Raw genomic sequence first — 20,333 nt, 5'->3', positions numbered from 1 at the left:
ATAAAATAGAAAAACGCTGAATAGTATATTCAGCGTTTTTTGTTGGCTCTAACTAATTACATACGAATTAAAATCGTGTTTTAACGGTCGGTTAGACTAACCCATACCGTATTTTTTTAATTTTTTGCGTAATGTGCCACGGTTAATGCCTAGCATTGTGGCAGCACGGGTTTGGTTGCCACGGGTGTATTGCATTACCATATCTAGCATTGGGTGTTCGATTTCAGATAATACTAATTCGTATAATTCTGTTGGATCTTCACCATTTAATTGAGATAAATAGTTTTTTAATGCTGCTTTAACGTTATCACGAAGAGGTTTATTAACCTGTTGTGCTTGTGCATTTAACATTGTTACTGTTAATGGGTTTTGTGTAGGTTGTTGTTCTAACATTTTTTTCTATCCAACTTTATTATTAAGATTCTAACGAATCGATTTAACAAAATCTTCTAATGCGTTTAATTGCTCTTTGGTTGAGCTTAACGTATTAAAAGTGCGTTTAAAATTTGATTCCGGTTGTAATTGTTCCACATACCAACCAACGTGTTTACGAGCAATTCGATAGCCTTTTTCTTCCCCATAAAAGTGGTGTAAGTCTTCAATATGCTTAAACATTAGTTGATATTTTTCATTTTCGGGTAATGTGGAATATTGCCCGGTTTCAAAAAAATCGTTGATTTCCTTAAATAGCCAAGGATTACCAAAACTTCCTCGCCCAATCATTACTGCATCAGCATTGGTGTAATCTAAAACAGATTTCGCTTTTTCAGCCGAAATAATATCGCCATTAGCAATAATGGGGATTGATACAGCTTGTTTAACGGCTTTGATGCTTTCATATTCCGCCTCGCCATTGAATAAACAACTGCGGGTGCGTCCGTGAATAGTAAGGGCTTTAATGCCGGATTGTTCTGCAATTTTGGCTATTACCAGACAATTTCTATTTTCAAGATCCCAGCCTGTTCTAATTTTTAGCGTAACAGGCACATCAACGGCATTAACCACAGCATCTAATATTTGAGCGACTAATTCAGGTTCACGCAGCAGAGCAGAGCCTGCCATTTTTTTGTTTACCTTTTTAGCGGGGCAACCCATATTAATATCAATAATATTGGCACCATACTCAACATTCACTTTTGCGGCTTCTGCCATCTCTATTGGATCTGAACCTGCAATTTGTACAGCATTAATGCCGATTTCTTCGTGATGAGCTAAACGCAATCTCGATTTTTCGGTATGCCATACATCAGGATTTGTGGACATCATTTCTGAAAACGTCAAACCTGCACCAAGTTGGCTACATAATCGGCGAAAAGGCTGGTCGGTAATACCTGCCATCGGTGCAAGGAAAATACGGTTTTTAATTTCATATTGTCCTATTTGCATTTTTAACCTTTTATTAACAAATTTGAAGTAATTTTAACCAGAGGGATATCCAAATAAAAAGTACGGCAAATACCGTACTTCTTTATTAATCATTTAGTTATCAGTTTTACTGATTTAGGGGGCGTATAATACGCATTTTTTAATCATTTTGGAAGTCTATAAATTAGACAATTTGCAAAAATAGTGAAAATATTTTTATTGACAATATAAAAAATAGGGCTAAGCGTGCTTTATTTCAGCAACTTCACCACGGTTTCCAACCCAATGAATTTCTGCAATGGTGGAAGTTGGGAATTGCACATTGCTTCGGTTGTTGGTTAAACGTTGGCTTAAATCGAACACCAATGGTAAATGAGATACCAACAGAATATTTTTTGCTCCTTCTTCTCTTAAAAAATGGAGATAGTCTTCAACCGTGTAGGGGTTGCCATCTGGCGTAATTTCTTCCCACTCTTCGATAAGCGTTGCAAAATTTTGGGAAAAATTGACCGCTTGCATACCTGTAATGAGATTTTCAAGGGTTTGCTTAGCTCGAAGATAAGGGCTAACCAGAATTTTATCGAGTGTTATTTGCTTATTGTTTAAATATTCTCCAAGCCATTTGCCTTGTGAAATAACATTTTTTATACCGTTGTTGGTTAAACTACGAGCAGTATCGCTTGAGGCATTAAAACCTGCTTCTCCGTGTCGCATAATCCAAATATTCATAACATTCTCCTTAACTTGTATTTAAACTCTTATCATTTAGGCGTATAATGACCCCCGTTTAACGCATAATCAAGTGCTTAGAAAGATTTTAACTTATATTTTTAAATTTATTACGGAGTCAAATAATGTCTAGAAAACTCAGAAGAACCAAGATCGTTTGTACAATGGGACCAGCAACGGATCGTGGCAATACGTTAGAAAAAATTATTGCCGCAGGTGCGAATATGGTGCGTATGAACTTCTCTCACGGTATCCCTGAAGATCATATCGAGCGTGCAAATAAAGTGCGTGAAATTGCCTCAAGATTAGGTCGCCACGTTGCTATTTTAGGCGATTTACAAGGCCCTAAAATTCGTGTTTCTACATTTAAAGACGGCAAAATTTTCTTAAACATTGGCGACAAATTTACCTTAGATGCAGATTTACCACGTGGCGAAGGTCATCAATATGCAGTAGGTTTAGACTATAAAAACTTACCAAACGATGTAGTACCGGGCGATATTTTGTTATTAGATGACGGTAACGTACAACTTAAAGTGTTAGAAGTTGATGGTGTGAAAGTGCATACCGAAGTAACCGTTGGCGGCCCGTTATCAAACAATAAAGGGATCAACAAATTAGGCGGTGGTTTATCAGCTCCTGCATTAACTGAAAAAGATAAAGAAGATATTAAATTAGCGGCGAAAATTGGTGTAGATTACCTAGCGGTTTCATTCCCACAATCAAGTGCTGACTTAGATTATGCTCGCCAATTAGCGAAAGAAGCAGGTTTAGATGCAAAAATTGTAGCAAAAGTTGAACGTGCAGAAACTGTTGCAACGGAAGAAGCAATGGACGACATCATTTTAGGTGCAGATGTGGTGATGGTTGCGCGTGGTGATTTAGGCGTTGAAATTGGTGATGCTGCATTAGTGGGTGTACAAAAACGTTTAATCCGCCGTGCCCGCAAATTAAACCGTGTGGTTATTACGGCAACACAGATGATGGAATCAATGATCAAAAAACCAATGCCAACCCGTGCTGAGGTAATGGACGTTGCAAACGCAGTATTAGATGGTACTGATGCGGTAATGCTTTCAGGTGAAACGGCAAACGGTGATTACCCTGTTGAAACCGTTAAATCAATGGCTGAAGTGTGCTTAGGTGCGGAAACAATGCCAAGTATTAACATTTCTCGTCATCGTATGGAAGGTAGATTTAAATCAATTGAAGAAGCAGTTGCAATGTCTGCAATGTACACAGCTAACCACTTAGAAGGCGTATCTGCAATTATTTCATTAACTCACTCAGGCGAAACAGCGAAATTAACCAGCCGTATTAGCTCAGGCTTGCCGATTTATGCAATGTCTCGCAACCAAAAGGCATTAAATCTTTGTGCATTATATCGTGGTGTAACACCTGTATATTACAATGAAGATAGCCGCACAATGGAAGGTGCTAGAAAAGCTATTGTCCAATTAAAAGAGCAAGGTTATTTATTAACTGGTGAATTAGTACTTCTAACTCACGGTGATGAGTTAAGAGCAGGCGGTACAAATACTTGCCGTATCTTAAGAGTTGAATAACCTACCGATTAACGCCAAAAGCCACATAAAACACTTTATGTGGCTTTTTTTATATCTTAATATAAGCCTACTCAATGTTTAACCCGTTAGATTACTATGCCAAATAAACCACTCTCGATTTGTATTTTACGCCTCTCTGCTATTGGCGATGTGTGCCACACTTTAGCGGTAGTGCAAGCTATTCAGCGACATTATCTTTCTGCTGAAATTACTTGGATTATCGGCAAAACTGAAGCCGCTTTAATGAAAGATATCCCGAATGTTACCCTCATTCCCTATGATAAAAAAACAGGGTGGAAAGGAATCTTTACGTTATGGAGTTCCCTTTCTCACAAGCGGTTCGATTTTTTACTTAATTTGCAAACCGCATTTAGAGCCTCAATGCTTTCACTTGGGATTAAAGCCGATAAAAAAATCGGCTTTAATAAAGACAGAGCAAGAGAAATGCAGTGGCTGTTTACCAATCAGAAAGTGGAGATGACAAATTCTCCCCACGTTCTTGATGGACAAATGATGTTTGCAAAAGCCATTGGCGTAACGGATTTATCAGCAAATTGGCATTTGCCAATAAGTGATGAAGATTTAGCTTATAGTAAACAATTCATTGATTTTACTCGAAAAAATGTACTAATTGCTCCTTGCTCAAGTAAAAAAGAGAAAGATTGGTTGCCAGAACGATATGCAGAAATTGCAAACTGGCTAGGTACGCAAAACATCAATGTATTAATTGCAGGTTCCCCTTCTCAATATGAAATGGATACAGCGAATAACATTCAGCAACTTGTACCTAAGTGCGTTAATATTGCAGGGAAAACCTCATTAAAACAGCTTGCAGGTGTTATTCGACAAGTGGATTTAGTGATTTCTTCAGACTCAGGCCCAGCCCATATTGCGACTACTCAGAACACACCTGTTATTGGCTTGTATGCAATCCATAACCCAAGACGAACAGGGCCCTATCAAGATTTAGATAAGGTGGTTTCTGTATATGATGAGGCAATTTTGCAATCCTACGGTAAATCTTGGCAAGAACTGGCTTGGGCAACCAAAGCCAAAGGTAAAGATTGGATGGAAAAAATCACTGTTGAGGCGGTTAAGCAAAAAATAGTTGAAACTTTAAAAATAAAGCTGTAAATTAAGTGTAATTTAAAATTTACACAAGGAAAATAAAATGAACACTGTATTCAATCAAGATAGCGTACACAATGTTAATATTCAAGATGAAAAAGTTTTACTTACCCCATACGAGCTAAAACAGGAATTTCCATTACCAGAACATTTACGAGAGCAAATTGCACGCTCACGCAAAGAGATCTCAGATATTATCCACAGACGTGATAAACGCCAGTTAATTGTGATCGGGCCTTGCTCTATTCACGATCCAGTAGCTGCTATTGAATATGGTAAAAAACTCAAGGCACTTGCAGATCAAGTAAGCGATAAGCTCTACATTGTAATGCGTGTTTATTTTGAAAAACCTCGTACCACAGTGGGCTGGAAAGGCTTAATTAACGATCCGAAAATGGACGGCTCTTTTGATGTCGAAACAGGCTTGCGTATCGGGCGTAAACTTTGTCTTGATTTAGCTGAACTCGGCTTACCGCTGGCAACTGAAGCCCTAGATCCAATGACCCCTCAATACCTTGCCGATTTATTCAGCTGGTCTGCGATTGGGGCAAGAACCACCGAATCCCAAACCCACCGTGAATTGGCTTCAGGCCTATCAATGGCGGTTGGCTTTAAAAATGGTACAGATGGTGGCTTAGCGGTTGCGTTAAATGCAATGCAATCTTCCGCCCAAAGCCATCGTTTTATCGGTATTAACCAAAAAGGGCAGGTGACGTTACTCAAAACCAAAGGCAATGCGGACGGACACATTATTTTGCGTGGTGGCAAAACGCCAAACTATGAAAAACAATATGTTGATGATTGCGAGTGGGTACTTAAACAAGCGAATTTGCCTACGGCGATTATGATCGATTGTAGTCACGGCAACTCAAATAAAGATTACCGCCGCCAGCCGATTGTGGCAGAAAATGCCTTGGAACAGATTCTTGCAGGCAATACCTCGATTATCGGTTTAATGATTGAAAGCAATTTACACGCAGGTAATCAATCATCAGAATTGCTGTTCGAGCAGATGAAATATGGCGTTTCCATTACAGACGCTTGTATTGACTGGCAAACCACAGAAGAGCTTTTAACCCATTTTGCCGCAAAATTGCGAGATTAACTATTTGCAAAAAATGAGATAAAAATTATTCACAATCCTTGTAAGGATTGTTCACAGCTTCGCTGCCGTTGGCAAAGCCAACGTTCAAAAAGCGATGCTTTTTGTGACCGCTTGTTTTACCTTGATAAGAGCATTGATAACAAATATGAACCCATTAGCCCCATTACGCGAACAGATCGACCAAGTCGATCAACAACTTATTGCATTACTTTCCAAACGCTTAGCTCTTGTGGCTGAAGTAGGGAAAGTGAAATCAGAACACGGTATTCCAGTTTATGCCCCAGAGCGAGAAAGTGCAATGATTTCCGCTCGCCGAGAAGAGGCGGAAAAACAAGGCATTCCAGCCGATCTGATTGAAGATGTGCTACGCCGTATAATGCGTGAATCCTATGCTAATGAAAATAAACACGGTTTTAAAAGAGTGAATGACACCATTCAAAAAATCGTGATTGTGGGCGGTAAAGGGAAATTGGGTGGGCTGTTTAGCAATTATTTAACCTTATCTGGCTATAATGTGGAGGCGTTAGGGAGTGATGATTGGGGCAATGCCGAGCAGATTTTAGCCAATGTCGATGTGGTTATTGTGTGTGTGCCGATTGCTAACACCCTAGAAACCATCGAACGCTTAAAACCTTATTTAACCGAAAATATGATTTTGGCGGATTTAACCTCCGTTAAACATCAGCCATTACAAAAAATGTTGGAAGTGCATAATGGAGCGGTAGTTGGTTTGCACCCAATGTTTGGGCCAGATATTGCGAGTCAGGCAAAACAGGTGATTGCTTGCTGTAATGGGCGTTTCCCTGAGCGTTATGAATGGCTGATTGAACAAATGAAAATTTGGGGTGCGAAAATTGAACCGATTGAGGCAAAAGCACACGATAACGCAATGACTTACATTCAAGCCTTACGCCACTTTTCCACCTTTGCATTCGGGCTACACCTCTCTCGCCAGCCGGTGCAACTCTCTCAATTATTGGCTCTATCTTCGCCGATTTACCGCTTAGAGTTGGCAATGATTGGGCGTTTATTTGCCCAAGACGGCAGCCTATATGCCGATATTATTGCCGATAAACCGGAAAATTTAGCCACCATCGAAACCTTGAAAGAGAGTTTTGAACAAGGGCTGGATTTCTTTAAACGCAATGACAAAGCCGGTTTTATCAAGGCTTTTGAGGAAGTTCATCACTGGTTTGGCGATTATTCCGAACAATTCTTAAAAGAGAGTAGAGTGCTGTTGCAACAGGCGAATGATTCAAGACGTTAGTTATTGAGGGTATTTTTGACAACTATATTGATACAATGTAATATAAAGAAGTTGGGGCGATTACCAGTCGCCCCTTGCGAGTGCCACTTACGACACCAGTCTCTCGACTAATTGAAGTAGGGTAAATACTTCAATCGCTGCGCCAACAGCGGCAAGAAGTAGGAGTAAAATCCAAAACTTCATCGTAAGCCTCCTTAACGCTACTAAGGATGATTTAGGCTCAGATGCGCTACCGTTAATAGCTCATCACAATGAGCCTACCAGTAGCGTGCAAGAATTATATCACATAAAGACTGTCTGTATAGACAGTCTTTTGTTTTTATACCGCCCCTCTTGACCAAATGCACAAAGCCGTTATTCCTTGCTTGAACTTGTTTTCTCTGTTTTTTATTTAAAATAAAACAAAGTGATTTTTCAAGAATAAAGCAATGAATAATATCAAAACCTACCTCAGCAACCTAACCAAAGCAGACATTGAAAACGCCACTAAAGAAGAGCTTGCATTAATCATTGATTATATGGGGCAAGTGAAAGGGGATTTGGATTTTTCCGCTTTAATTAAAGATAAAGTCGAGCAATTTAAACAGTTTGCGACAGAGGCGAATAATAAAATTATTTTAGAAGCCGCATTGCAAGAGCAACAAGAAAAACAAGAGCTTTTGCGTGAGCGTGTGCGTTTTATGCGAAACCTTGATTATATTGAGAAAACGGTGCAGGTTCAAAATACTCGTGAGGAAGATAGTAGCCGTATTCAACGTAATATAGATAGACAACAACAGCAAATTCAATCTCATTTAGCTGCGATGGCGATATTTCAGCAACGTTTTGATAGAGTGGAAGCGTTTTTTAAATCTCAAGAATATAAAGAAATTGAGAAAAAAATGGATGATTTTGTTGCTAAACGTCCAGAATTTGCTGAGATTTGGAATGAGACTAAACCAACAGAAGAAAAGCTTATTGCGGCTAAAGAACTTCTTGAAATGGCTAGAAATTCAACTCCCCCTTTGCCAAATGTAGAAAAAATTGCCGAAACAAGCGTTTCATTTATGGAAAATAGTCGGCAAATTTTACAAAATGATAGTTTAAGTGAAAAACAAAAATTAAAAGAATTATTGCTTTTGCAAATTAAAAGTATATTAGAGCTTAAATCTTATTTAAAAGAGAATGGCGATAAATTAACCCCACTTAAAGCGAATGTGATTAGAGGGTTTGCTCGTAAGATAGGGAAAAGTGAGCTTTCAGAAGAAGATTTGTTGGAATTATATAAAAATATCGAAAGTGGCAAAATGAAGATTCAAGATATAAAAAGTCAAGTTTTTTATTTTGATGCTTTTGTTGCTGAATCAAATATTAATGAAACCATTCAAAAACGTAAGGAATTGCAAGCAAAAATCGCCACCTATAAAGAAGATGAAATCCCAGCCCATTTAAAAGGTCAGCTTAATAATTTAATTTATACTGAAATTACCGTAGGGGTGACGAATCATATTCTTGCAAAACAAAAAGATGATGAAAATCTCAAAGGGTATCAAATTAAAATCAGTAGCTTTGGCTCCGATATGGGGGTGATTTCATTAAAATCCAAAGATGGCGGACAAGTTATGTTGGATTTTACCGAAGCGATGTTGAAAGTGGGGTTGAAAAATTTAACTTCGGAAAATAAAAAAGATATTAACTCAATTGATGACTTCTTAAAAGATTTCACCAACACCAATACAAAATTTACCCTTGTGAATGAAGAAGAGGGAAATGAGGCAAAATTTAACGGTATTAATGAGCAATATGCGAAGTTAAGAGCATTGGTGAGCTATAAATTAGAAAATCAGGATAATGCTGAATTAATGGATGTGTTAAAAGGGCATATTATGACGATGAAAAAAACATTAATTTCCGCTTATGTTAATGACCCTCATCTAAGAATGAATCGAGAAGAAGCAGAGCGTTTTATAAACCGTATGACCGAAGAAGAAATTATGGCGAATAACGCTTATGGTGCATACAATAATGTTTATAAAAAAGAAGTTCAATTAACGCCCGCTTATTCTTTGGGGGTTATTTTACAGAAAATAAAAAATAAAGAACCTGTTAGCGAGGAAGAAAAACAGTTCGCCCTAGATGAATTATCTAAACAGGGAAAACCGTTAGGAGAAATTAAAGAAGAATATCCACAATTAGATAAGCTTGTCGCAAAAGAACACGAAGCGGTCGCATTTAATCAAGAAAATGCAAATGAGCAAACGAAAGAGGCTCAAATACAGCAAAAAGGATTTGGCTTTGAGGCATAAAAAACAGCGGGATTATCCCGCTGTTTTATTTATTCTTCATATAATTTTAGATTTCTTATGATTTGAGAAGAAAAGTTGATTTCATCTCTTAATTGATTAAATTCAGGCGTACCCTCAATTTTCATTAAGTAATCCCAAAATTGATATTTCACCGCTCGCTGAATGTTTTTAATATTGCCATCATATTGGAAAACCATTTCAGGATTATAGCCGTCCAAATAAATCGTTTTACGCATTGGTTTTAAGGTTTGAAAACCCTCAATAAAGATTTTCGTCATCTTAACAATATCGCTTTCAGATTTATTCTCTTGTTTTAAGAATTTCTTTAATGCTAATTCAACGGTAGTGTCTGCACTTGTTACTTTTCTAACAAATTTCCATTGGGGCGTTAAAATTGCTTTTCGTTCACCATTGACGATTTCATATTTAGTTTTACCATCATCAGGAAATGCAGGGGCTTTCACCGTAATCTTTCCAAATTCAGGGTCGGTAAAAGTATCACCAATTTTAGCGTGTGCGGTAGTGGCTAATGCAAGTAGTGCAATCGTAATTAGTTTTTTCATAATAGGCTCCATTTTTAATGGGTAATCTTTATTTTAATAAAAAATTTTTGTGCATTTAGGGGATATGGGGGTGTTTATTTTGTTAATGAATTCTATAATTTCATTAGAAGCCTGATTTAGTATTAAGGCTTGCTCTTCTGAAAGAACTGGTGAATTTCCCATATTTTACTTCTCTATATAACAATAGCCAACTGAAAATAAAGTTGGCTATTAATATTTAATTTAAATGTAGCATTCAATTTCTTCTGTAAGCTCGTCCAGTGAGGTTATTTCTTTTCTCTCTATTCTACCTAAAATATAATCTAGGGAAGATAATGCTTCATCGTAATCTGATAAGATTTCACTTTCTCCATTTAATAACCCATTATTCTCATCAGCGAAGTCGCTATATAAATCTACTGCCTGCTCACTAATTTCATTTAACTCCTCTTTTTTTTGTTCAAGGAATTTGATGTCGTCAGAGGTAAGGGCTTTTCTATTTTCAATGTGTTCTAAAATGTCTGCCTTAATTTGAGATAGTCCAGTGTCTAGCATAGATTCTCCTTATGTTTGGATAGATATTAGTTTTTATTCTAAGTGATTCTTTTTTTGTGTCAATATCTATTCAAAATAATTTTTATAAAATCTAACAACCTCAAGTACAAACTCCCCCAACGTAAATATTGAAAGAAATCGCGAGCGGTTTCTTCATTAATATTTTTAATCGATTTTATGGTTAATTTTGAGTTTTCTTTATTTAATCCTAATAATTGGTAAAGCATTTTTAAAAGTAAAATAGCGTCTTTAGACATTACAATTTATTTTAAAAATGCGATAGGGAGAAAACCAAATAGATGAGAAAATTTTTTTTAAAATATTTTTTGCAAATTTTTGCCATAAATTAACTGCTTGCAAGTGGCTGAATATCGCCGTTTTTCACTTCAAACAAGCAATCATCTTGCCTATCTTGCCACTGCATTTGATTGAGCTGATCTTGGGTAATGGCAGTAACGAATACTTGCGAGCCGCTTTCTCTTAAACGATGAGCCAAAAGTTCACGCTTGGTGGGGTCGAGTTCGGAGGCAAAGTCGTCAATTAAAAACAGGCATTGGCGTTGTTTTTGGGCAACCAAATGCTCGCCTTGAGCCAGTCTTAAGGCACACATCAATAGCTTTAATTGCCCACGGGAAAGGACATCTTCCACCGGCAAGCCATTTGCTTTAAACCGGAAATCAGCTTTTTGTGCCCCAATCATTGTATAACCAATGGCTTTATCACGCTCAAAGCCTTGTGCCAAAATCTCGGCATAATCTGTTCCCTTTTCCCAACCTTGATGAAAACTTAAGCCGATTTCTATTTCAGGTAAGAAAAATTGGCAGGTTTTCTCAATTTCAGGGCGGAGAGCTTCGGCATATTCCGCTCGCATTTGGCTGACTGCATAGGTGGTTTTAACCAGTTCGATATCCCACGCTTTCAGCTCTTGGTAAGAGCGAACTTGCTGGAGTGCGGAGTTTCTTTGTTTGAGCAAACGGCGAAGATTGTTCCAATGAGCGTAGAAATCACTGTGTTGGTGGAATAATCCCCAATCTAAAAAGGCACGACGAAAGCTCGGGCCACCGTTTAGTAGTGTTAAGCCTTCAGGAGTAATTACTTGCATTGGCAATAAATGGGCGAGATCAGCAATTTTATTGCCATCTTCGCCATTGATTTTGAGGCTCGTATCGCCACTTCGATATTTTTGAATGCCCACCGACCAGCTATGTTGAGCTTCATCGATTTTGCCGTGTAGCACGAAATCATCTTTATCGTAGTGAATAATGCGGTTACTGATATGGCTTTTAAACGAACGCCCGTGTCCTAAATAGAAAATCGATTCCAACAAGCTCGTTTTACCGCTGCCGTTTGCACCCACTAAAAAGTTAAAGTGGGGGCTAAAGCCCAAATCGGCATTTTGGATATTGCGGAAATGATTAATCAGTAAACGGGTTAAAGCCATAAAGTTAAATGCAAGCGGTTAAAAATGAGCGATATTTTACCAAATTTGCAAACTTTTGGGAAAAATTAACCGCTTGCAGATTAGAAAAGCGTTCAGTAAAATGAACCGCTTATTTTATCGCTAAATTTAGAGGAAAAATTATGTTTGGAAAAGGCGGTTTAGGTGGCTTAATGAAACAGGCTCAGCAAATGCAAGAGCGTATGCAAAAAATGCAAGAAGAGATCGCACAATTAGAAGTAACAGGCGAGTCTGGTGCGGGTTTAGTGAAAGTAACCATCAACGGGGCTCATAACTGCCGTCGCATTGAGATCGACCCATCATTAATGGAAGATGATAAAGAAATGATGGAAGATTTAGTTGCCGCAGCATTTAACGATGCGGTTCGCCGTGCAGAAGAAATGCAAAAAGAAAAAATGGCAAGTGTAACCGCAGGAATGCAATTACCACCGGGTATGAAATTCCCATTCTAATTGAGTATGCAAACCAGTCCTTTACTTGAAAATTTAATGGAAGCCCTGCGAGCCTTGCCGGGCGTTGGTCCAAAATCGGCTCAGCGAATGGCATATCATTTGCTACAACGTAATCGTTCCGGCGGTGTGGCATTGGCTAAGGCATTAAGCGAGGCGATGAGCCATATTGGGCATTGCCAATCTTGCCGTACCTTTACGGAAGAAGAAGAATGCACGATTTGTAAAAATCATCGCCGCCAAATGAGTGGGCAGCTTTGTGTGGTTGAAATGCCGGAAGATATTCAAGCCATTGAGCAAACAGGGCAGTTTTCAGGGCGTTATTTTGTGCTAATGGGGCATTTATCGCCGATTGATGGTATTGGTCCGCGTGAAATTGGATTAGATTTATTGCAAAAACGTTTAGAGGAAGAATCTTTCCACGAAGTGATTTTAGCCACTAATCCAACCATTGAGGGCGATGCAACGGCAAATTACATTGCGGAAATGTGCAAAATGTACAATGTAAAAGCAACCCGAATTGCACACGGTGTGCCTGTTGGGGGCTCGCTAGAAATGGTTGATGGCACAACACTTTCGCACTCATTTGCAGGGCGACGTGATATTACCTTTTAAACTATTTCGGTATAGGCTTAATTCTGATATAATTACTCAACTATTTTAAATTCTATTGAGGCTAAAAATGGAAACTATCGACAAAATCAAACAACAAATTAGCGAAAACCCAATTCTACTTTATATGAAAGGTTCGCCAAAATTCCCATCTTGTGGTTTCTCTGCTCGTGCGGTAGAGGCAGTAATTAACTGCCAAGTGCCTTTCGGTTATGTGGATATTTTAACTAACCCTGATATCCGTGCTGAATTACCAAAATTCGCAAACTGGCCAACTTTCCCACAATTATGGGTAGAAGGCGAGCTAATCGGCGGTTGTGATATCGTATTAGAAATGTACCAAAAAGGCGAACTTCAAGCATTATTAAAAGAAACGGCTGAAAAACACGTAGCATAATTGTTTCAAGTTAATTATTAAGGCTCTTAAGTAAATTAAGAGCCTTAATTTTTTCGCTCAATTTCGCTGAAAACTCCTTACTTCAACCGCTATTTTGTTTTAGAATGTCGAAATTATTTTCAACATAAAAAAATAAAAGGACACAACAATGGCATTAAAAGAGTTAGATTGGGCAAATTTAGGCTTTTCTTATATAAAAACAGATTATCGTTTCATTGCACATTGGAAAGAAGGTAAATGGAATGAGGGCGAATTAACACAAGATAACACATTACATATTCACGAAGGCTCAACGGCATTACATTATGGGCAACAATGTTTTGAAGGCTTAAAAGCCTATCGCTGTAAAGATGGTTCAATCAACCTATTCCGCCCTGATCAAAATGCAGAGCGTATGCAACGCACTGCAGATCGTTTATTAATGCCACGCGTGCCAACCGAATTATTTATTCGTGCTTGTAAAGAAGTGGTGAAAGCCAACCAAGATTGGCTAGGCCCTTACGGCTCTGGTGCAACTTTATACTTACGCCCATTTTTAATTGGCGTGGGAGAAAACATTGGCGTGAGAGCAGCGCCTGAGTTTATTTTCTCGGTGTTCTGCTGCCCAGTAGGGGCTTATTTCAAAGGTGGTGTAGCTCCGTCTAACTTCATCACTACAGAATATGACCGTGCAGCTCCTATGGGAACCGGCGGGGTAAAAGTAGGTGGTAACTATGCGGCAAGTTTATTACCACACGAATTAGCAGTGGAAGAAAGCTCGGCGACTCGTAAATTTGCGGATGCCATTTATCTAGATCCGAAAACGCATACCAAAATTGAAGAGGTTGGTGCTGCAAACTTCTTTGGTATTACCAAAGATAACAAATTCATTACGCCGATTTCAGAATCAATTTTACCGAGTATTACTAAATACTCATTGCTTCATATTGCCAAAGAGCGTTTAGGTATGGAAGCAATTGAAGGCGATGTGTATATCGACCAACTTGATCAATTTATTGAAGCAGGTGCTTGCGGTACAGCAGCAGTGATTACTCCTGTTGGCGGTATTCAACACAAAGATAACTTCCACGTTTTCCATTCTGAAACCGAAGTTGGTCCAATTACTCGCCGTCTATATGCAGAATTAACAGGCATTCAATTTGGTGATGTGGAAGCGCCAGAAGGTTGGATTGTAAAAGTAGAATAATTTTCGTATTTAATGGTGGGGCGAAATATTTTTCGCCCTTTTGTTTTTTGAGATTATACTTTTTATAAAATGAAAAAATTACTTTTTTTAGGCTTATCAGCACTTGCGTTAGCAGGCTGTTCATCAGCCATTTCTAATTCAAATCAGTTAGTCGGAAATTGGCAATGCACGATAGATTACAATGATTTTGACATTCGAACTGTCGATCACTTTAGATTTTCTGGCAATGGGACTGTGAACAATAGGGGAGATATTCACTACCCGATTAAAAAGCCGATTTTTGTTTATAACTTACAGCAAAACGGGAATTGGACGGTAAAAAGCGGCAAAATTATTTATAGGGTGATGTCAGAATCTCTACAACGTACGCATCGTTCTGAGATTTGGGCGGAATTACAGCGTGATAGTGAATTGCAGCAATTTGAGGAAAACTTGTTCGATTCTCTTTCAAATAGTGAAAATCATAAGGTGATAGAGTTTACCGTTACGGATTTTGATACAAATAAAATGGTGATTAAACACGAGATTAAAGGGCATAAAGCCTATAAAGGACAATGTGTAAAAACGAGAGGATAAAATGATTCAACGTATTGAAGTCGGACAACGTTTTTCGGAAGTTGCAATCCACAATGGTGTGGCTTATTTGGCAGGACAAGTGCCAGTTGATGAAACAGCCGATGCTTACACCCAAACTCAACAAGTGCTTTCTGAAATTGACAAATGGCTAGCAAAAGCTAATACCGATAAAAGCAAAATTTTAATGGCAATGGTGTATTTAAAAGAGATGTCAGATTATGCTGAAATGAACCGTGCGTGGGACGAATGGGTTGCCCCAAATAACGCTCCACCTAGAGCCGCTGTTGAAGCAAAACTAGCCAACCCAAATTGGAAAGTGGAAATTGTGGTAAAGGCTGCGGTTTAAAAACTGATATTTGCTGATTCTTATTAGGAAATAACCGCTTGTAAAGACAAGCGGTCATATTTTTTCAGATTTTTGCAACTAAATCCGTTCAATATTAAATTGTTTTAAATCAATTACATAAGGCGTACCATAGAATGCACATAATGCTTTACGCAAGGTTTCTGCTCGTTTAGAGAGATAACCACGTTCTGCATAAATTTTTACTTGGTCGTACACAGCCTGTTTGAATGAAGAATTATCGCCCGGGTTGCCTGAAAGGTTATCGGCACTTGCAAAATAGCGGAAACCTGAGGCTGTTGCCAGCACCCATTCAATCGCTTGGGGTTTTACTTCTGCACTTTCAAATTCACGTTGGCGTTCGGCTGATCTACCGTCCGGTTCATACCAATAACCGAAATCTTCTAATTTTCGGCGTTCTTCACCAGCAACCAGCCAATGAGCAATTTCGTGCAATGCACTGCTGTAGTAACCGTGAGCAAATAAAATCACGTTGTAAGGGCGTTCGCTTGGTACACCGTCTTCGTTTAAAAAAGCAGGTAAATAAATTGGATAATCGCCGCCTCGTTCTAAGCGAGTATTGTATTCGTCGGCAAAGCATTCATCAAAAATGCGAATAATATCTTCAATTTGATGGTTTTCTTGGTTCATTTTGTTCCTTTATAGTTTATTTAACCAGTCTAAGAATTTGTCTGCTTCTAAAAAGCCGGTAACACGAGATTGGCTCATTTCATTGCCGTTTTCATCAAAAAACAGAATGGTTGGCAAACCTAATACATTAAAGTGTTTCATCAGCTCGGTATTTTCAGTCGAGTTTTTCGTCATATCAATTTGTAGTACCACCATTTCATTCAGTTTTTGCTGAACATTTTGGTCACTAAAGGTGTATTTTTCAAACTCTTTGCAGGCGACACACCAGTCTGCATAGAGATCGAGCATCACTTTTTTACCTTTGGAAGCGGTCAATTTTGTCTCTAAATCTGCAAGTGATTGAATTTTTTCCAACGCTAAGTGCTGTGTATTTTGTTGTTGAGCAGTTGAGCCGTTCCAAGCTAAATCTGCCCAAGGTTTAGCGGCGATGGCTAAAGCAAGTAATAATAAGCCTTTGATGATTTTTTTGATGATCGAATTAGATGGAATGGCATCCACCAACCAGATCAAAAACGCAATAGCAAGGGCTGACCATAAAAACGGCTCATAGTGGCTTGGCAGCACACGGCTTAATAAGAACACCGGTAAGGCAAGCATAACAAAGCCGAAGGCAGCTTTCACTTTTAGCAGCCATTCGCCAGATTTTGGCAGAATTTTGTTGCCGAATAAGGTAATTAAAATCAATGGTAAGCCCATTCCGAGTGCGAGTAGATAGAGAGCTAATCCACCGGTGACTAAATCACCACTTTGTGCCACATACAGCAATGCACCTGAAAGCGGAGCAGAGGTGCAAGGGGAGGCAATTAAGCCTGCGATCATCCCCATTAAAAACACGCTACCCAACGCACCGCCTTGCTGTTTTTGGCTCATTGCATTGAGTTTTTGTTGCCAGCTGTTTGGCAGCCGGATTTCGTATAAGCCAAACATTGAGCAGGCAAGCAGAATAAAGACGATAGATAAACCTATCAACACAGGTGGGCTTTGTAAGGCGATTTGGAAAGGCAAGCCGATAGCCGCCACAATTAAGCCGAGTAAGGTGTAAGTAACCGCCATCCCTTGCACATAGGCAATACTGAGCATTAAGGCTTTGGTATTTGATGGGCGGTTTTTATTGCCAATTACGATTGCAGAGAGCAATGGTAACATCGGCAGCACACAAGGTGTGAAAGCTAAACCGACTCCTAATACAAAAAACCAGAAAATTGAAAAGCGATTATTGGCTAGATTTTCAGCTAGCTGATCTTGCTCTGCTTTGGTCATATTATCGGCGTTTGCAAAATTTTCGCTATTTTCGACCGCTTGTGTTCCCTGTTGCTCAAGCTCTTCAGGCGTGGCAGAAAGAATGCTGTCAAATTTCAGTTCTACCCGTTCCGGCGGATAGCAGAAACCTTTGGTACAGCCTTGATATTCCACTTCGATTGAAGCATTGTCTTTCACCTCTTTAAACGGCACGTTGAGTGCTAAGTGGTTGCGATAGATCTCAACCTGCCCGAAAAATTCATCGTTATGTTGCTCGGCAGTAGGAAATGCGATGTCGCCCAGCTCAATATTGTGAGGCGTGATGCGGATTTCTTTTTTATAAAGATAATAATTGTCTGCAATATCCCAATTTAACTGTAATTTTTCATTTTCGTTTTGGATTGAAAAAACAAAGGCTTCTTCAGATTTTAGAAATTTTGGCTGAGAGAAGAGATTAGCGTGAGATGAGTTTATCATCAATAAACTCAAGAGAAGTGCGAAAAAGTATCTAATCATATTGAAATCCTATCTTATATTATCTTGGAGAACATTATAGCGTAATCAGTATTTGTATTCCGAATAAATTACGTTATTTAATGATGTTAGACGATGTAAGTGTTATTTTATTACAAAAATTTTGTTGGAAAAGAAAAAAATATTGCATATTTATGCAAAAATAATTATTATTCATTCATTATTTTAAATGTAGTAGGATTTTCACGAATGGCAATTCGTATTCAAAATGTCAATTTCTTTTATGGCTCAAATCAAGCCTTATTTGACATTAATTTAGAGATTGAAAAAGGCGACACCGTCGTCTTGCTTGGCCCAAGTGGGGCGGGCAAAAGTACTTTAATTCGTACCTTAAACTTAATGGAAGTGCCGCAATCAGGCACATTAGCCATCGCAAATCATAAATTCGATTTGGCTGCCAAAACTAATAGTAAAGAAGTAAGTTTATTACGCCGTGAAGTGGGAATGGTGTTTCAGCAATATCATTTATGGCCGCATTTAACGGTAATGCAAAACTTAATTGAAGCACCGATGAAAGTGCTTGGGTTAAGTAAAGAAGAGGCAACAAATCGTGCGAAAACACACTTGGCACGTTTACGTTTAAGCGAGTTTGCAGATCGTTTTCCATTGCACCTTTCTGGCGGTCAGCAGCAACGTGTAGCAATTGCTAGAGCGTTAATGATGCAGCCGCAGGTGTTACTTTTTGATGAACCGACAGCGGCTCTTGACCCTGAAATTACCGCCCAAGTAGTTGATATTATTAAAGAACTTCAACAAACAGGCATTACACAAGTGATTGTAACTCACGAAGTTGGCGTTGCCAGAAAAGTGGCGACCAAAGTGGTTTATATGGAACACGGTAAAATTATTGAACAAGGCGATGCAAGTTGTTTTATGCAACCAAAAACAGCAGCGTTTGCAAATTATCTTTCACACTCCTAATAAAAATAAGGACACAACAATGAAAAAATTATTTTTAGCAACTTTAATTGCTACCTCTGCAATGGCAAATGCACAGCAAGAAATCACTTTTGCGATGGAGCCAAGCTACCCACCTTTTGAATTAACCAATGAGAAAGGCGAAATTATCGGCTTTGATGTGGATATCGCCAATGCAATTTGTAAAGAAATCAATGCAACTTGTCATTTCAAAAGCCAATCATTTGACTCATTAATCCCAAGTTTAATGAAAGGTCGTGGTGGTTTTGATGCGGCAATTTCAGCGATTGATATTACAGAAGCTCGTGCAAAACAGGTGTTATTCTCTGACCCATATTATGAAAGCTCAGCAAGTTTCATTGCGGTAAAAGATAAAGGTTTAACTCTTGAAACGGCGAAAAAAGTGGGTGTACAGAACGGTACAACTTATCAGCAATATATCGCAAATGAAGTGAAACAATACACGGCTTCATCTTACGCAAGTTTACAAGATACGATTTTAGACCTGAAAAATGGACGTATTGATATCATCTTTGGCGATACTGATGTAGTAAGAGAAATGTTCAACAAAAATCCTGAATTAGGTTTTGTTGGCGACAAAGTTACCGATAAAAAATACTTCAATAATGGTTTAGGTATTGCGGTAAACAAATCTAAAGCTGAGTTAGTTGAAAGCTTAAACAAAGGTATTAAAGCGATTAAAGAGAATGGCGAATACCAAAAAATCTACGATAAATGGATGACAAAATAATCTGATGTTTACTGATTATCTTCCCTTAATTTATACCGCAACCCTAATGACCTTAGGGTTAGCGGTTTGTTCTTTATTGCTTGGCTTTGTGCTGTCTATTGTTTTTGTTTCATTAGAAACGAGCAAATGGGCGGTTGTGCGTAAAGCAACAAGCACTTTTTTAACATTATTGCGTGGTTTACCGGAAATTCTGGTTGTCTTTTTAATCTATTTTGGTACACCTGAAGTATTGGAATTGCTGACAGGGCAATATGTTGAAGTTGGACCGTTTGGCTGTGGTGTTGTAGCACTCTCATTTATTTTTGCCTCTTATGCTTCACAAAGTTTGCGTGGTGCAATTCAAGCTATTCCGCTTGGGCAATGGGAATCTGGAGCGGCTCTTGGTTTAAGCCGCAGTTATACCTTTATTAATATTGTGATGCCTCAAGTATGGCGACACGCTTTACCGGGTTTGAGCAACCAATGGTTAGTGTTACTTAAGGATACGGCATTGGTTTCTCTTATTGGTGTTCACGATTTAATGCGTCAAACAGAGCTAATTAACACCCGTACTCACGAGCCATTTACTTGGTATGGCTTAGCTGCCTTGATTTACTTGGCTATTACCTTAATCAGCCAAGTTGTTATTCGCCGTCTTGAATTACGTTTTACTCGTTTTGAAAGAGGAGGCAGATAAT

At 38.6% G+C, this 20,333-nt stretch carries 22 protein-coding genes; 14 read left to right on the top strand and 8 right to left on the bottom strand.

Annotation, left to right across the window (positions count from 1 at the left end):
• Window positions 1–96: 96 nt before the first annotated feature.
• From fis to sixA, 3 genes are all read right to left on the bottom strand, one after another.
• Window positions 97–393 (bottom strand): DNA-binding transcriptional regulator Fis, encoded by a 297-nt coding sequence (gene fis, locus ACERCF_RS00330; RefSeq protein ID WP_006247967.1) that lies wholly within the window; start codon window positions 391–393, stop codon window positions 97–99.
• 30 nt (window positions 394–423) lie between these two features.
• Entirely contained in the window at window positions 424–1,386 is a 963-nt protein-coding gene (gene dusB, locus ACERCF_RS00325; protein WP_373610437.1) for a tRNA dihydrouridine synthase DusB, read from the bottom strand.
• Window positions 1,387–1,605: 219 nt separating this feature from the next.
• Entirely contained in the window at window positions 1,606–2,094 is a 489-nt protein-coding gene (gene sixA / locus ACERCF_RS00320; RefSeq protein ID WP_373610438.1) for a phosphohistidine phosphatase SixA, read from the bottom strand.
• A gap of 125 nt (window positions 2,095–2,219) precedes the next feature.
• On the opposite strand from sixA, the gene pyk reads away from it, so the two are divergent.
• From pyk to ACERCF_RS00295, 5 genes are all read left to right on the top strand, one after another.
• On the top strand, window positions 2,220–3,659 hold the full coding sequence (gene pyk / locus ACERCF_RS00315) for a pyruvate kinase (RefSeq protein WP_373624223.1): 1,440 nt from the start codon (window positions 2,220–2,222) through the stop codon (window positions 3,657–3,659).
• 96 nt (window positions 3,660–3,755) lie between these two features.
• Entirely contained in the window at window positions 3,756–4,793 is a 1,038-nt protein-coding gene (locus tag ACERCF_RS00310) for a glycosyltransferase family 9 protein (protein ID WP_373624222.1), read from the top strand.
• 37 nt (window positions 4,794–4,830) lie between these two features.
• The gene (locus ACERCF_RS00305) at window positions 4,831–5,892 is read left to right on the top strand and encodes a 3-deoxy-7-phosphoheptulonate synthase (protein ID WP_373624221.1); all 1,062 of its coding nucleotides are present in this window, start codon (window positions 4,831–4,833) and stop codon (window positions 5,890–5,892) included.
• Between the two features lie 145 nt (window positions 5,893–6,037).
• A complete protein-coding gene (gene tyrA / locus ACERCF_RS00300) occupies window positions 6,038–7,159 on the top strand; it encodes a bifunctional chorismate mutase/prephenate dehydrogenase (protein ID WP_373624220.1) in 1,122 nt (373 codons plus the stop codon).
• A gap of 428 nt (window positions 7,160–7,587) precedes the next feature.
• Complete coding sequence (locus ACERCF_RS00295) at window positions 7,588–9,444, top strand: hypothetical protein (RefSeq protein WP_373624219.1); 1,857 nt, start codon at window positions 7,588–7,590, stop codon at window positions 9,442–9,444.
• A gap of 29 nt (window positions 9,445–9,473) precedes the next feature.
• Here ACERCF_RS00295 and ACERCF_RS00290 read toward each other — a convergent pair whose 3' ends face one another.
• The 3 genes from ACERCF_RS00290 to recF all read right to left on the bottom strand — a co-directional run bounded on the left by ACERCF_RS00290 (window position 9,474) and on the right by recF (window position 11,982).
• Window positions 9,474–10,007: a hypothetical protein gene (locus ACERCF_RS00290; protein ID WP_373624218.1), complete on the bottom strand. Its 534-nt coding sequence runs from the start codon at window positions 10,005–10,007 to the stop codon at window positions 9,474–9,476.
• 222 nt (window positions 10,008–10,229) lie between these two features.
• Window positions 10,230–10,541 carry a hypothetical protein gene (locus ACERCF_RS00285; protein ID WP_373624217.1) on the bottom strand — a complete coding sequence of 104 codons (312 nt, stop codon included), beginning with the start codon at window positions 10,539–10,541 and terminating at the stop codon, window positions 10,230–10,232.
• A gap of 346 nt (window positions 10,542–10,887) precedes the next feature.
• Window positions 10,888–11,982 carry a DNA replication/repair protein RecF gene (gene recF / locus ACERCF_RS00280; protein ID WP_373624216.1) on the bottom strand — a complete coding sequence of 365 codons (1,095 nt, stop codon included), beginning with the start codon at window positions 11,980–11,982 and terminating at the stop codon, window positions 10,888–10,890.
• 140 nt (window positions 11,983–12,122) lie between these two features.
• On the opposite strand from recF, the gene ACERCF_RS00275 reads away from it, so the two are divergent.
• From ACERCF_RS00275 to ACERCF_RS00250, 6 genes are all read left to right on the top strand, one after another.
• A complete protein-coding gene (locus tag ACERCF_RS00275) occupies window positions 12,123–12,452 on the top strand; it encodes a YbaB/EbfC family nucleoid-associated protein (RefSeq protein WP_373624215.1) in 330 nt (109 codons plus the stop codon).
• Between the two features lie 6 nt (window positions 12,453–12,458).
• Window positions 12,459–13,064, top strand: a complete 606-nt coding sequence (gene recR / locus ACERCF_RS00270) for a recombination mediator RecR (protein ID WP_373610444.1) — start codon at window positions 12,459–12,461, stop codon at window positions 13,062–13,064.
• 67 nt (window positions 13,065–13,131) lie between these two features.
• Window positions 13,132–13,458, top strand: coding sequence for a Grx4 family monothiol glutaredoxin (gene grxD, locus ACERCF_RS00265; protein WP_373610445.1), 327 nt, complete (start codon window positions 13,132–13,134; stop codon window positions 13,456–13,458).
• A 148-nt stretch (window positions 13,459–13,606) separates the two neighbouring features.
• Complete coding sequence (locus tag ACERCF_RS00260; protein WP_373624214.1) at window positions 13,607–14,644, top strand: branched-chain amino acid aminotransferase; 1,038 nt, start codon at window positions 13,607–13,609, stop codon at window positions 14,642–14,644.
• A 69-nt stretch (window positions 14,645–14,713) separates the two neighbouring features.
• Complete coding sequence (locus ACERCF_RS00255; RefSeq protein ID WP_373610447.1) at window positions 14,714–15,220, top strand: hypothetical protein; 507 nt, start codon at window positions 14,714–14,716, stop codon at window positions 15,218–15,220.
• Between the two features lies 1 nt (window position 15,221).
• Window positions 15,222–15,566, top strand: coding sequence for a RidA family protein (locus ACERCF_RS00250; protein ID WP_373610448.1), 345 nt, complete (start codon window positions 15,222–15,224; stop codon window positions 15,564–15,566).
• A 78-nt stretch (window positions 15,567–15,644) separates the two neighbouring features.
• Here ACERCF_RS00250 and ACERCF_RS00245 read toward each other — a convergent pair whose 3' ends face one another.
• Window positions 15,645–16,214, bottom strand: coding sequence for an elongation factor P hydroxylase (locus ACERCF_RS00245; RefSeq protein ID WP_373624213.1), 570 nt, complete (start codon window positions 16,212–16,214; stop codon window positions 15,645–15,647).
• 9 nt (window positions 16,215–16,223) lie between these two features.
• Entirely contained in the window at window positions 16,224–17,969 is a 1,746-nt protein-coding gene (locus tag ACERCF_RS00240) for a protein-disulfide reductase DsbD (protein ID WP_373624212.1), read from the bottom strand.
• 207 nt (window positions 17,970–18,176) lie between these two features.
• Between ACERCF_RS00240 and artP the strand changes: the two genes are divergently transcribed.
• The 3 genes from artP to artQ are packed head-to-tail and all read left to right on the top strand — an operon-like array spanning window position 18,177 to window position 20,332.
• Window positions 18,177–18,908: an arginine ABC transporter ATP-binding protein ArtP gene (artP, locus tag ACERCF_RS00235; RefSeq protein ID WP_373610451.1), complete on the top strand. Its 732-nt coding sequence runs from the start codon at window positions 18,177–18,179 to the stop codon at window positions 18,906–18,908.
• 19 nt (window positions 18,909–18,927) lie between these two features.
• Complete coding sequence (locus ACERCF_RS00230; RefSeq protein WP_373624211.1) at window positions 18,928–19,656, top strand: transporter substrate-binding domain-containing protein; 729 nt, start codon at window positions 18,928–18,930, stop codon at window positions 19,654–19,656.
• A gap of 4 nt (window positions 19,657–19,660) precedes the next feature.
• The gene (artQ, locus tag ACERCF_RS00225) at window positions 19,661–20,332 is read left to right on the top strand and encodes an arginine ABC transporter permease ArtQ (RefSeq protein ID WP_373624210.1); all 672 of its coding nucleotides are present in this window, start codon (window positions 19,661–19,663) and stop codon (window positions 20,330–20,332) included.
• Window position 20,333 lies beyond the last annotated feature (1 nt).

Origin of the sequence: Mannheimia kashgarensis (genome assembly GCF_041807705.1) — a bacterium.
Taxonomy (GTDB): Bacteria; Pseudomonadota; Gammaproteobacteria; order Enterobacterales; family Pasteurellaceae; genus Mannheimia.
The sequence above is the reverse complement of the archived record's forward strand: the minus strand, read 5'-3'. Positions and strand labels throughout refer to the sequence as shown.